Here is a 13,868-nt window from a genome sequence, read left to right as displayed (position 1 = left end):
TGAGTGCGCCGATCAGGCAGCCCGCCAGGATGATCGGCTTGCGGCCGATCTTGTCCGACAGCGCGCCGAACACCAGGAAGAAGCCGGTGCCGAGCAACAGCGACCAGGCGATCAAGAGGTTGGCGGTGTAGCCGTCGACCTTCAGGATCGATTGCAGGAAGAACAGCGCGTAGAACTGGCCCGTGTACCAGATCACCGCCTGGCCCATGGTCAGGCCGAGCAGCGCGAGGATCACGATCTTGGCGTTGCTCCAGGTCGCGAAGGCCTCGGTCAGCGGCGCCTTGGAGGTCTTGCCCTCATCCTTCATCCGCTGGAACACCGGCGATTCGTTCAGCCGCAGCCGGATCCAGACCGAGATGCCGAGCAGCAGCACCGACACCAGGAACGGAATTCGCCAGCCCCAGTCCGCGAAGTCCTTTTCACCGGTGATGGTTCGGGTGAACAGGATCACCAGCAGCGACAGGAACAAGCCGAGCGTTGCCGTGGTCTGGATGAACGAGGTGTAGTAGCCGCGCTTGCCGGGCGGCGCGTGCTCGGCGACGTAGGTCGCGGCACCACCATACTCGCCGCCGAGCGCGAGGCCCTGCAGCAGGCGCAGCGAGATCAGGATGATCGGCGCCGCGATGCCGATGGTCTTGGCGTTGGGCAGCAGGCCGACGATGAAGGTCGACAGGCCCATGATCAGGATGGTGACGAGGAAGGTGTATTTGCGACCGACGATGTCGCCGACCCGGCCGAACACGATCGCGCCGAACGGGCGCACCAGGAAGCCCGCCGCGAACGCCAGCAACGCGAAGATGTCGCGGGTCGCCGGCGGATAGTCGGAGAAGAACTGCGCGCCGATGATGCCGGCCAGCGAACCGTAGAGATAGAAGTCGTACCACTCGAACACGGTGCCGAGCGACGACGCGAGGATGACGAAGCGCTCATCCTTCGTCATGCCGGCGGGCCGCGCCGAACTTGCAGTCATTGTAGACATCTGGATAGCTCCCCCCGAAATATTGCTGCCATGCTCGCCCCCGGCTGGCGGGTGAGGCCCGAATGGGCCCTCGGCTTGAGATGAAGGTAACATCGCAGTGAAACCCGCCCCAATAAGACTTTTGGCCTTTTCAGGATCGAACTTATCTACTGAAGGAAGAGCAGGATGGAACGCCCCCGCGTGCGTCTATTGCGGCGCACAAGCTGCGCGGGTTAACTGCGTTGGCATCTGGTATTATCAAGCGCTTGCGTGATACTGCCGCGCGGGCGAAAACCGGGCGACGCGGGTTAAGCCCGCTTGTGGGACTGAGATGACTGCTGCTGCCAATACTCATCTTGTCATCGCCGACGACCATCCGTTGTTCCGCGATGCGTTGCGCCAGGCGGTGTCGAGCGTCGTGACTTCGGCCACGATCAGCGAGGCCGGATCGTTCGAGGACCTGACCGCGCTGTTGGAGCGGGACTCCGAGGTCGACCTGATCCTGCTCGATCTGAGCATGCCGGGGATCAGCGGCTTCTCCGGCTTGATCTATCTGCGGGCGCAGTATCCGGCGATCCCGGTGGTGATCGTCTCCGCCAGCGACGATGCCGGAACCATCCGCCGCTCGCTCGACTTCGGCGCCTCCGGTTTCATTCCCAAGCGCTTCGGCGTCGAGACGCTGCGGGATGCCATCATGAAGGTGATGGAGGGCGACGTCTGGGTGCCGCCGGACACCGATCTGTCGGCGGCTGGCGATCCCGACATGACGCGGCTGCGCGACCGGCTGGTGACGCTGACCCCGCAGCAGGTGCGGGTGCTGATGATGCTGTCCGAGGGGCTGCTCAACAAGCAGATCGCCTATGAGCTCGGCGTCTCCGAAGCGACCATCAAGGCCCATGTCTCGGCGATCCTGCAGAAGCTCGGCGTCGAAAGCCGCACCCAAGCCGTGATCGCCGCCGCCAAGATCGCCGGCGGCCAATGGCGCCAGGGCACGCCGCCGACGTAGTCCCGAGCAACTCCAGCTGTGATTGCCGGGCTCGGGCCACGGCATCGCGAGCCGGCGGGTGGCGCGAATGCGCGCCCGATGGCAGGCTTCCGGCGAAGCCATCCAGATCCTCACTCAAAGTGCGCGTCAGTAGAAAACCGGGTATCCTGTCCGGCATCGGCCCGTGAGAGGCCGCGTGCTTTTGGGGAGAACGCCATGATTTCCGTCACTCGCGTCGCCGGACTATCTCTGGCTGCGGCAATCCTTCTCGGTACCAGCTCTTTCAATTGCGCTCAGGCCAAGCCCCTGATGATCGTCGGCCTGGACGAGAAGCTGTTGTGGGACGACGACGGCAAGCCGGTGCTGTTAGCGCCCGGCAAGGATCAAGTGCTGATCGTCGATCTCGCCGATCCCGAGAACCCGAAGATTGCGGCTTCTCTCCCATTGAAGAATTCGGTGGTCGGTCCCCCGGTCAACGTTGCTATCGATCCGACCGGAGCCGTGGCGCTGGTCGCGGACTCGGTTGACGTGGTGAAGGAAGGCGACGCTCTGAAGCAGGTGCCGGACAACAAGATCTATGTGATCGATCTCAACACGACCCCGCCCAAGCTGGCCGCGACCATTGCTGGCGGAAAGCAGCCATCGGGATTGAGCTTCAGTCCCGATGGCAAGATGGCGTTGGTCGCCAACCGCGGGGACAATTCGATCAGCGTACTTTCGGTCAACGGCACTGACGTCAAGATCACCGACACGATATCGATGCCTGACAGTGTCGCACATGTCGCGTTCGCGCCAGACGGCAAGCACGCGCTGGTCGCGCGTTTTCCCGCGCACAAGATATCGGTGCTCGATATCGCCGGCGACAAAGTCACCTACACCAAGATAGACCTGCCGGCCGGCCAATGGCCTTACAATGTCGCAGTGACCCCGAACAGCAAGATCGCGTTGACGTCCGACAATGGCAACGCAGGCGCGTCGGACGGCAGCGTCGACACGGCCAGCATCATCGATCTCGAAGCGAAGCCGCCGCGCATCATCGATCGCGTGGTGGTCGGCGATGGACCGGAGGGGCTTGCCGTCAGTCCGAAGGGGGATCTCGCAGTCTCGGTGATCCTGCGCGGCTCGAACATGAAGAATGCGTTCTTCCACGAGAAGAACGGCAGCGTCTCGGTCCTGAAGATCGACGGCAAGAAAGTGACTAAGATCGGAGATATCGAAGTCGGTGGACTGCCTGAGGCCGCGGTCTTCACGCCTGACGGAAAATACATCCTGGTCGGGAACTACCTCAGCCAGGATTTCTCGATCCTCAAGGTCGACGGAACCAACGTTACCGACACAGGCAAGCGCTTTCAGGTGCCAGGGCACCCGGGGTCGGCCGGAATGGGACCGAACTGAACCGACGCTTGGCGATCTTGCTGGAGCATGTGATTTTCGGTTGAGCCGGCCACTCCGCAGGCTCGCTTCATCTCTCGCGCTTGCGGGAGGGGGCGCAGTGTCCTTGCGGCGCCTTCATGATGCGATTCGATCCAATTGCATCATGATCCAAAGCGAGATGCGCGCCCGGATTGCGCCGCCGCGCGCTACTCCGCCGCCGCGACCATCTGCTGGGTGCGCCACTGTCCGAGCAGGGCGCGCAGCGAGGCGGGTTTGACCGGCTTGTTCAGCACCGCGATGTTTTCCTCGCGCGCGGCGGCGCGCACCGCCGGACTGCGGTCGGCGGTGATCAGGATCGCCGGAATGCCGTCGCCGAAGCGGCGGCGGATCTCGCGGATCGCGGCGACGCCATTGCCGCGGTCGAGATGGTAGTCGACCAGCACGCCGGTGACGCGGCCGCCGGCGGCCTCGATCGCGCTGATCGCGCCGTCGGCGTCGAGCACCGCGATCACCTCGGCGTCCCACGCCGTCAGCAGCGTCTTCATGCCGTCGAGGATGGCGGGATCGTTCTCGATGCAGACGATCAGCGAGCCGCTCATCGGGGTCTTCGACAGCGGCGTCGCGGTGGTGACGGCCGCAGTATGGTTGACCGCGGTCGCGACCGGCACGGTGACCGAGAACGCCGAGCCGCCGCTGACATTGGCCGAGATTGCGATGCGGTGGTTGAGCACCCGCGCCAGCCGTTCGACGATCGACAGGCCGAGACCTAGGCCGCGGGCGATCCGGGCGCCCTGCTCGAGGCGGTGGAACTCCTTGAAGATCTCACCGCGCTTCTGCACGGGAATGCCGACGCCGGTGTCGAAGATGCTGATCTGGAGCGTGGTGCCGCGGCGGCGGCAGCCGATCAAGACGCGGCCGCGCGGGGTATATTTGATCGCGTTGGAGATGAAGTTCTGCAGCAGCCTGCGCAGCAGCGAGCGGTCGGATTCGACCGGCAGCGAGCAGGCCACGAAGCGCAGGTCGAGGCCCTTGTCGCGGGCGATCGGCATGAACTCGATCTCCAGCGAGCGCATCAGGTCGGCCATCCGGAAGCTCGTGATCGCCGGCGTCATGGCGCCGGCATCGAGCCTGGAAATGTCGAGCAGCGCGCCCAGAATGTCCTCGATCGCCTCAAGCGAGTCGTCGATGTTCTCGACCAGGCGCGAATCCTCGCCGCCGTTCTGGCGCTCGACCAGGCTCGTGACGTAGAGGCGCGCCGCATTGAGCGGCTGCAGGATGTCGTGGCTGGCGGCCGCCAAAAAGCGCGTCTTGGAGGCGTTGGCGTCTTCCGCGATGCCCTTGGCGAGGGCCAGCTCCGAGTTCAGCCGCGTCAGCTCCTCGGTGCGGTCGCGCACCCGCTTTTCCAGCGTCGCGTTGGCGCGCTCCAGCGCCTCCGCCGCCTCGAAGCTCGGCGTGACGTCGGAGAAGGTGATGACGAGCCCGCCGCCCGGCATGCGGTTGGCACGTACCTCGATCACCAGATGGCGGTCGGTGAAGCGTTCCAGATAAGGCTTGCCCTCGGTAGTGTAGGCGCGCAGGCGGGCCTGCAGCAGGCTGTCGCCGTCGCCGGCCGCGGGCGGACTGATCGCGCCCATGAATTCGAGGATCTCGGACAGCGGGATGCCGAGTTGCACCAGATGCTGCGGCAGCCCGAGCAATTCGGAGAACTGGCGGTTGGAACAGATCAGCTGCAGATCGGCGTCGAACACCGCGATGCCCTGGCGCACGTGGTTGAGCGCGGTCTGCAGGATCTCGCGGTTGAAGTGCAGGGCGGCGTGGGAGTCGTCGAGCAATTTCAGCGCGGCCTTGGCCGACACCGTGCGCCGTTGCAGCAGCAGCGACATCACGAGGCGCGAGGACGCGGCCCCGATCGAGGAGGCGATCAACCGCTCGGCATGCTGCAGCAGCTCGAAATCGGCCGGTGCCGACGCCAGCAGCATGATGTTGCGGTCGACGGCGAAGGAAGCGAAGGCCTCGCGGGTGCGGTCGGGGCCGAGATATTGCGTCACCGTGCTCTGGATGTCCTCCACCGTCACCGTGGTGCGCCAGCGCCGGAAGCTGGGCGTGATCGGGGCCAGCGCGTTGGGCACGAACACGTCGGCCTGCAACAGCTCGATCGAGGACGGCGCGCGCGCCAGCGAGAACAGCACATAGGTGAGGATGTTGAGCGCAAGGCTCCACAGCACGCCGTGCAGCAGCGGCGGCAGGTCGGCGCCGAACAGCGCCTGCGGCCGCAACGCCTCGATCCCGAACGGCCCGTGCTGCAGCAGCATCAGGCCGGCGGTCGAGGTTTCCAGGAAGCTCGGGATGAACAGCGTGTAGAGCCACGTCGCGAAGCCGACCAGCATGCCCGCCATGGCGCCGCGTGCGGTGGCTCTGCGCCAGAACAGGCCGCCGAAGAACGCCGGCGCCAGCTGGGTGATCGCGGCAAACGACAACAGGCCGATCGCGACCAGCTGGGTGTTGCCGAGCGCGCGATAGTAGAAATACGCCAGCACCATGATGGCGAAGATCGAGAAGCGGCGCGCCTTCAGCAGGAAATCGCCAAAGTCCTTCTGGCCGGCGCTGGCGTCGTCGCTGCGCGGCAACACCAGCGGCAGCACGATGTCGTTGGAGACCATGATCGACAGCGCGACGCATTCGACGATCACCATCGCGGTCGCCGCCGACAGCCCGCCGACGAACACGGCGAGGCTGAGCAATTGCGAATTGCCCTCGATCGGCAGCGCCAGCACGAACATGTCGGCATCGACCGCGCCGAACGGGAAGATGACGAGGCCGGCGATCGCGATCGGAATCACGAACAGGTTGATGGCGACAAGGTAGAGCGGGAACAGCCAGCGCGCCCGGGTGACTTCGGCGGGCGTCGAATTCTCCACCACGCTGACATGGAACTGGCGCGGCAGCAGCATGACCGCGCAGAACGACAGCAGCGTCATGATCAGGAAATTGCCGATCGACGGCACATATTCGATCGCGCGCACCGCCTCCGGCGTCTTCAGGGCGCGCTCGTAGAGCTCGACCGGAGAGAACATCCAGAAGGTGACGAAGGCGCCGGCGGCGATGAAGGCGACCAGCTTGACGATGGACTCGGCCGCGATCGCGAGGATCAGGCCGTGCTGGTGCTCGGTCGCGTCGGTGTGGCGGGTGCCAAACAGCACCGCGAACACCGCCATCGCCAGTGTCACCATCAGCGCGATGTCGCCGATCACAGGGATTTTCGAGAACGCCTGGTCCTCGCTCAGGATGGTCTCCAGCGACGCCGCCACCGCCTTCAGCTGCAGCGCGATGTAGGGCACCGAGCCGATGATCGCGATCAGCGCCACGGTCGCCGCCACCGCCTGGCTCTTGCCGTAGCGCGCGGCGATGAAGTCGGCGATCGAGGTGATGTTTTGCGACTTGGCGAGCGCGATCACCCGGCGCAGCAGCGGCGTGCACAGCCCGACCATCACGATCGGGCCGACATAGATCGCCAGGAAGTCGATGCTGGTGCGGGTAGCGAAGCCGACCGAGCCGAAGAAGGTCCAGGAGGTGCAGTAGATCGCCATCGACAGCGGATAGATCCACTGGCTGGCGCGGCCGCGCTCGCCGGGCGACGTGCGATCGCCGCGGCTGGCAATGAAGAACAACAATCCGATGTAGGCGAACGCCGTGGCGATTACGCCCCAGTCGTGCAGCATCGCTGCTCATCTCCTGTCCCGGCCGCTGGGGAAGGGCCGGTTGTCAGGATTATAACGCAAAGGGCCGGCCGCGCGATGCACGGCCGGCCCAAATTCGGGGTCGGAAACGGATAGGGTTACTCGGCGGCCAGCGACTTCTGGTGCAGGGGCAGGCCGAGCCGGTCCCAGACCTGGAGCAGCGCCTCGGCCAGCGCGTCGATCAGGCCGTCGTCATGGTAGGGCGAGGGCGTGATGCGCAGCCGTTCGGTGCCCTTGGCGACCGTCGGATAGTTGATCGGCTGGATGTAGATGCCGTGGTCCTCGAGCAGCAGGTCGGAGGCCCGCTTGCACTTCTCGGGATCGCCGACGAACAGCGGCACGATATGGGTGTCGCTCGACATCACAGGCAGGCCGGCGGCGGTCAGGATCGCCTTGGTGCGGGCGGCCCGGTCCTGGTGGCGCTCGCGCTCCCAGTTCGAGGTCTTCAGGTGGCGAATCGCAGCCGTCGCGGCCGAGCAGATTGCCGGCGGCAGCGCGGTCGTGAAGATGAAGCCCGGCGCATAGGAGCGCACCGCGTCGATGACCTCGGCGCGGCCTGCAATGTAGCCGCCGAGGCAGCCGAAGGCTTTTGCCAGCGTGCCCTCGACGATATCGATCCGGTGCATCACGCCGTCGCGCTCGGCGATGCCGCCGCCGCGCGGGCCGTACATGCCGACCGCATGCACTTCGTCGAGATAGGTCATGGCGCCGTATTGCTCGGCGAGATCGCAGATCTTGCCGAGCGGCGCGACGTCGCCGTCCATCGAATAAAGGCTTTCGCAGACGATCAGCTTCGGCCGATCGGGACCGGCGGCGATCAAGAGCTCCTCGAGATGCGCGACGTCGTTGTGACGGAAGATCTGGCGTTCACAGCCGGCCTGGCGCACGCCTTCGATCATCGAATTGTGGTTCAGCGCGTCCGACAGGATCAGGCAGTTCGGGATCAGCTTGGCGAGCGTCGAGATGCCGGTCTGGTTCGAGACATAGCCCGAGGTGAACAGCAGCGAGGCTTCCTTGCCGTGGAGGTCGGCGAGTTCCGCCTCGAGCTGCACCAGCGGATGATGGGTGCCCGCGATGTTGCGGGTGCCGCCGGCGCCTGTGCCGACCCGGGTCGCGGTCTCGACCATGGCGCCGACCACCTTGGGGTGCTGGCCCATGCCGAGATAGTCGTTGGAGCACCAGATCACGACGCTGCGGCTGCCCTTCGGCGAATGCCAGGTGGCGTGCGGGAAGCGTCCCGCGATCCGTTCGAGGTCGGCGAACACCCGGTAGCGCCGCTCGTCATGCAGGCGGTTGAGGGCGGTATTGAAGAACTGGCTGTAATCCATCGGCAAACCCAGAAAGCGGAACCTGACCGGAATGACTGCTTCTTCTTAGAGCTTTTCCAGCTCTAATGTCCATGCATTGACCCACATCTGGGCATGCGCCGCAGTTGGGCAAATTGCCCTAGCTGGGGACCGTTCGGCTCGATTTCGGTCATATCGCCGGGCGACGCTTGCCGCCCGGCCGGGGCTCAGGTCGTCTTGAAGCGCAGCATGCCGTCGGCGTGCATCTCGGCCGCCAGGCGGCCCTCGACCAGCATGTAGTTGACATGGGCGACCAGCTCGCCGGCGGCAAAGCCCATCTGGTGCTCGTCCAGCACGTGCTTGTGGAACACCACCGGCACCAGCTCCTTGGAGGTCTGCGGCACCTCGCGGCAGGCCTCGGCGATCAGCCGGCAGCGCTCCTCATGGTGATCGGCGAGCTGCTTGATCCGGGTCTTCAGCCCGTAGAACGGCACGCCGTGGCCCGGCAGCACCATCACGTCATAGGGCAGGGTGGTGGTCAGGCTCGCCAGCGAGGCCAGATATTCGCCGAGCGAGTTCTGCTCGGGCTCGACCGCCCAGACGCTGACATTGGGCGAGATCCTGCTCAGCACCTGGTCGGCCGACAGGAACAGCTTGTCGGCCGCGCAATACAGCATCACCTGGTCGAGCGCGTGGCCGCCGCCGGTGATCACCTTGAAGCGCCGCGTGCCGATCACGACCTCGTCGCCATGGGTGAGGCGATGATAGGACGGCGGCAGCACCGACACGCGCTTCAGGTAATCCTGGCCGCGGCCGAGCAGCTTCTCGGTGAGGTCCTCATCCATGCCATGGCGGCGGAAGAACAGCCGCTGCGCGTTGCGCCGCTCCTCGGTGCCGCGGTTCTGGTGATAAACCGACTGCAGATATTCCACCTGCGACATGAACAGCGGGCAGCCGAAGCGCTCGGTGATCCAGCCGGCGAGACCGACATGGTCGGGATGCGAATGCGTCACGATCAGGCGGGTGACCTTGACGTGCTTCAGCGGCCCCTCGAACAGCGTGGTCCAGGCCGCGATCGATTCCTCGTTGCCGAAGCCGGCATCCACCATGGTCCAGCCGTCGCCGTCGGCGAGCAGATAGATGTTCACATGGTTGAGGCGGAACGGCAGCTTCAGCCGCGCCCACAGCACGCCGGGAGCCACCTCCACGACCTGGTCGTGGCCGGGATGGTTCTCCCAGGGGTATCGCAGTGCCTCCGCCGAGGAGTGCACGGGGTCGGTCTTCTTGTCCATGCTACGGGCTTAGCGGCACATTGCCCGCCGCGCCAGCCGAAAAATCAGATAGTCGTCCGGAGAAAGCGATGGGAAATCGCCGGAATTCCGTAGCCCGGATCAAACGAAGCGCAAGCCGGGTTCTGTCTTCTCCTTCCCCCCTGAAAGGGGGAAGGTTGGGATGGGGGTCAGCCGCAGGCGACGCTGCAAGCGGAGAGAGCAGATCCCCACCCGCTTTGCTTGAGCGAGCAAAGCGACCTCCCCTTTTCAAGGGGAGGTCAGGGCTGCAATTTCGCGCGCAATCTACGCCGCGCGGATGTTCGACAGGAAGCCGTCGATCTCCGAGCGCAGCACGTCGGCCTCGCGGCGCAGTGCGTCGGAGGCGCTCAGCACCTCGCCGGCGGCGGTGCCCGCCTCGGCCGAGGCGGTCGAGACGCCGACGATGTTGCTCGACACCTCGCTGGTGCCGCCCGCCGCATGCTGGATGTTGCGGGCGATCTCGCGGGTCGCCGCACCCTGCTGCTCGACCGCGGCGGCGATCGCGGTGGTGACGTCGTTGATCTCGCCGATCGTGCTCGAGATGTTGCGGATGGCCGAGACGGCCGTCGTCGTCACCTCCTGCATGCTGACGATCTGCTGGCGGATTTCCTCGGTCGCTTTTGCGGTCTGGCTCGCGAGGTTCTTCACCTCGGAGGCGACCACGGCAAAGCCGCGGCCGGCCTCGCCGGCGCGCGCCGCCTCGATGGTGGCGTTGAGCGCGAGCAGATTGGTCTGCGAGGCGATGGTCTGGATCAGGTCGACCACGACGCTGATGCGTGCGGCATTGTCGGCGAGCCCCTGCATCGTGCTGTCGGTGGCGCTGGCTTCCTCCACCGCCTTGCGGGCGATCTCCGCCGAGGTGACGACCTGGCGGCCGATCTCCTGGATCGAGGACGACAGCTCCTCGGTGCCGGCCGACACCGTCTGCACGTTGACCGAGGTTTCCTCGGCGGCCGACGCGACGGCGTTGACCAGCGCGCTCGACTGGTCGGCGGTCGCCGACATGCTCTGCGCGGTCGACTGCATCGAGTTCGCCGCGGTCTGCAGGCTGCCGAGCGCGCTGCGGACGTTGGATTCGAACGTGACGATCTGCGCTTCCATGCGCGAGGCGCGCTCCGCCTTGGCGCTGCGGTCCTTGTTCTGGTTTTCCGTGAGCTCGCGGCTCTCGACCATGCTCTCGCGGAACACCTGCAGCGCGTCGGCCATGACGGCGATCTCGTCGCGCTGGCGGCTCTGCGGGATCTCGGTGTCGAGGTCGCCGTCGGACAACAGCTGCATCGAGCGCTGCAGGCCGCGGATGCGGCGCAGGATGTTGCGTCCGACATAGAGCCAGACGAACAGGAACGAGCCGACCAGGGTCAGCGCGCCGAGGCCGATCATCACCATGGTCGCGAGCGAGATCTGCTGCCGCGCCTGGAAGGTCGAACTGTCGGTCTCCTTCTGCACCGCGTCGACCAGCTGCTGGACGCTGATGCCGAGCCCGACATTGAGCTTGCGCGTCTCTTCCAGGATGGTCTGGCCGTAGTCGATCGCGTCGAGCTCCTTCTGGCGGATCTTGAACACGCCGGTCTTGCCTTCGCCGAGCACCAGCAGCCGCGAGGCGGTGTCGCGCACGGCCACGATCGCCGGATTGTTCGGAAAGTCCTCGAGGTTGGACTTGACGCGTTCGCGCCCGGCCTTGAACTCGGCCTCGATCGCATCGAGCGTTTCGCTGGAATTGGCCGACAGCGCCGCGGTCATGTCGGCGGCCATCAGATTGCCGGCGGCGAGCACGTTGCTGATCTGGCCGACGGTGCGGGCAGCTTCAGTGGCGTCGTCCGCGGACACCTCGGCCGCGGCGAGGATGGCGTTGAGCCGGGTCTGCGCGTCGAGCATCGCGGGACTTGCGGCGGAGACGAACGCCGCCTGCGCCTTGCGCAGCGCGTTGTATTGCTTGTCGCGCAGCGCGCCGACCTCGAGCCGCTCGCGCGCCGCCGAGATTAGGCTCTTGGTGGCCTCGTCGGTGTTCTTGACGTTCTCCTGCAGCGCGCTGACCACGGATTTGTCGGCGCCGAGCTCGATGATCTCGCCGAGCTTGGCGTTGGTGAGCCGCGCGACGTCCTGCACCTTCCTGGTGCGATCGTTCAGCGCGTCCTCGCTCTGCACGGCGAGCAGGCCGGGGCCTTGCGCCGCGAGCGAAGCGCTTTGCGCGGCCAGTTGCAGGCTCGCGGCAAGCCGCGGAATGTCGCGGCCAGAGAGATCGGTCATGGTGCCGCCGAGCCGATGCAGCACGATGCCGTCGCCTGCGCTGATCACCAGCGCCATGCCTGCGATGACAGCGAATGCCGCGAACAGGCTGCCCCTGACGCCCATCTGCGGCAGATGGATACGCTTGAGATTTGGTTTGCCGAGCTTGAACCGAAACGCCATTGCCCCTGTGCCCCCTGGCCCACTACTCTTGGATGTTTCCCCGGCGCGGGAGTATCGGTGCGGCCGGTTAACAAAATCGGGAAAATTGCGACGATCTGCGGGATTTTTCAGGGCTGCCGCGCAGTGGCGACGTCTCGGTTCGCTGCGCGGAATCGATGCACGCGATCGGATGCAAAAAGGCCGGCTTGCGCCGGCCTTTTCCACTGTTGGTTGTGGGTGTGTTCTCAATAGCGTTTTCGAGCGAAGTGGGTACCGGTTCGCGTGAAGAAAACGCGTCAAGGGATCTAGAGCCCCCGTTCCGATGCAATCGGAACGGGGATGGCTCTAGTAGCGGCCGTAAGCGGGGCCGCCGAGGTTGCCGAGATTGAAGCGGTAGTTGAGGCCCGCCTTCACCGTGTGCTCGTCGTTGTGGAAGCTGCCGACCGGCACCAGCGCGCCCGGCGCGGCGAAGCGGCTGTCGCCGAAGTCGTAGTACTGGTACTCGACCTTGGCCGACCAGTTCGGCGCGAACATGTATTCGGCGCCGCCGCCGATGGTCCAGCCGTTGCTGTGGTTGTCGCTGAGCGTGAAGCCGACCGGCGCGCCGCCCAGCGTCACCGTTTCGTTGTTGTCGGAATAGGCATAGCCGCCCTTCACATAGATCAGGCCCGGACCCCAGGTGTAGCCGACGCGGCCGGTGATCGAGCCGATGCCGCGCTGGTTGTTGTTGTAGACGTAGCCGCCCGGGAAGATCGCGTTGAGCTGATGGCCGCCGACCCAGGAATACTGGCCTTCGAGGCCGATCACCCACATCGGCGACAGCTGCCAGTCGTAGCCGGCCTGCACGCCGCCCATGAAGCGGGCGTCGGAGTCGGACAGCGCGAGGCCGTTGAAGTTGTTGTTCTGGGAGAACACGCCGCCAAGATGGCCGCCGAGATAGAAGCCGGTCCAGTTGTAGAGCGGAGCGGCGTAAACAGGCGCGGGCGCCTTCTGATAATAGCCACGGTTGAAATCGGCGGCGTTGGCGGTCGCGCCAAAGGCAGCGACGGCCGCCGCGACGGCGGCGGTTGCGAGCAGGAACTTCTTCATGGGGGCAGTCTCCGGACAAGTCATGAGGCGCAGCGTGAATGGCGCCATCCACGGCGACGCCTTAGACCGCATTTGAATAAAATGCAGTCACCGGAACGCTGCTCGGAGCGTTAAGTCGCAGCCTTTGCGGCGAAACGTTTTGTTGTGCCTAACGAACGCTTAAGGCGGAATGAAGCAAGGCTTAACGCGGTGCGCGCGAGCCGCGTTCCTGTTAACCAAGCCGCCGGCTGGAGCATGATCCGGAAAAGTGCGAAGCGGTTTTCCGAAGCGATCATGCTCGAACAAGGAGCTGAAGCGCGCTGACGATTCAACTCAATCTCGTCGCGCTTCAGGCCAGTCGCTTGCGCACATCGTCGCGCATCTGCTCGCGGAACGCCTGGCGGCGCGCGGCGCGATCCCTGACCGGAACGTCGTGGCGATCGAACACGTCGAACTTCTCCAGGATCGGATAGTGCTCGCTCGCCATCGCCAGCACGCGCAGCAGGGCGGCAACCTTCGGGGTCGGGCCGCTGACTTCCCATCTGCGCAGCTTCTCGGCGCCGCCGGCGGCCGATAACCCGCACAGCTTGGCCATGTCAGCCGCCGTCAGCTCGCGGCCCAGCGCCTCGCCGAGATGTTCGCGCAATTTCTTCAGTTCTGGGCCGGTCACGCTTGGTCCGCTCCGCGATGGCAAAATGTGAAGTGAGTCACATGACGTGCTCGAGGCGCGGGTTATACGCCACGCAGGCGACTTCTAGAGCC

Annotated in this window: 9 protein-coding genes; 2 read left to right on the top strand and 7 right to left on the bottom strand. The window is 65.4% G+C overall.

What is annotated here, in order from left to right:
- Positions 1–979 (bottom strand): MFS transporter (locus AKL29_RS44075; protein WP_430648844.1); only part of this gene is annotated, 979 nt, incomplete at its 3' end.
- A gap of 310 nt (positions 980–1,289) precedes the next feature.
- Here AKL29_RS44075 and AKL29_RS00715 point away from each other — a divergent pair.
- Both AKL29_RS00715 and AKL29_RS00710 read left to right on the top strand, forming a co-directional pair.
- On the top strand, positions 1,290–1,964 hold the full coding sequence (locus AKL29_RS00715; RefSeq protein WP_028333728.1) for a response regulator: 675 nt from the start codon (positions 1,290–1,292) through the stop codon (positions 1,962–1,964).
- 78 nt (positions 1,965–2,042) lie between these two features.
- Positions 2,043–3,338, top strand: coding sequence for a YncE family protein (locus tag AKL29_RS00710; RefSeq protein WP_244481655.1), 1,296 nt, complete (start codon positions 2,043–2,045; stop codon positions 3,336–3,338).
- A gap of 185 nt (positions 3,339–3,523) precedes the next feature.
- Here AKL29_RS00710 and AKL29_RS00705 read toward each other — a convergent pair whose 3' ends face one another.
- The 6 genes from AKL29_RS00705 to AKL29_RS00680 all read right to left on the bottom strand — a co-directional run bounded on the left by AKL29_RS00705 (position 3,524) and on the right by AKL29_RS00680 (position 13,776).
- On the bottom strand, positions 3,524–7,036 hold the full coding sequence (locus tag AKL29_RS00705) for a PAS domain-containing hybrid sensor histidine kinase/response regulator (RefSeq protein ID WP_050382345.1): 3,513 nt from the start codon (positions 7,034–7,036) through the stop codon (positions 3,524–3,526).
- Positions 7,037–7,152: 116 nt separating this feature from the next.
- Positions 7,153–8,382: a 5-aminolevulinate synthase gene (hemA, locus tag AKL29_RS00700; protein WP_050382344.1), complete on the bottom strand. Its 1,230-nt coding sequence runs from the start codon at positions 8,380–8,382 to the stop codon at positions 7,153–7,155.
- A gap of 185 nt (positions 8,383–8,567) precedes the next feature.
- Positions 8,568–9,632 (bottom strand): MBL fold metallo-hydrolase, encoded by a 1,065-nt coding sequence (locus tag AKL29_RS00695; protein WP_050382342.1) that lies wholly within the window; start codon positions 9,630–9,632, stop codon positions 8,568–8,570.
- 282 nt (positions 9,633–9,914) lie between these two features.
- Positions 9,915–12,059 carry a methyl-accepting chemotaxis protein gene (locus tag AKL29_RS00690; RefSeq protein ID WP_050382339.1) on the bottom strand — a complete coding sequence of 715 codons (2,145 nt, stop codon included), beginning with the start codon at positions 12,057–12,059 and terminating at the stop codon, positions 9,915–9,917.
- A 324-nt stretch (positions 12,060–12,383) separates the two neighbouring features.
- Complete coding sequence (locus AKL29_RS00685; RefSeq protein ID WP_050382337.1) at positions 12,384–13,127, bottom strand: outer membrane protein; 744 nt, start codon at positions 13,125–13,127, stop codon at positions 12,384–12,386.
- Positions 13,128–13,455: 328 nt separating this feature from the next.
- Complete coding sequence (locus tag AKL29_RS00680) at positions 13,456–13,776, bottom strand: hypothetical protein (protein ID WP_050382334.1); 321 nt, start codon at positions 13,774–13,776, stop codon at positions 13,456–13,458.
- Positions 13,777–13,868 lie beyond the last annotated feature (92 nt).

The sequence above is a fragment of the Bradyrhizobium pachyrhizi genome (genome assembly GCF_001189245.1).
Lineage (GTDB): Bacteria > Pseudomonadota > Alphaproteobacteria > Rhizobiales > Xanthobacteraceae > Bradyrhizobium > Bradyrhizobium pachyrhizi.
Note: the sequence above shows the minus strand (reverse complement) of the source record. Positions and strands in the feature narration are given on the sequence as shown.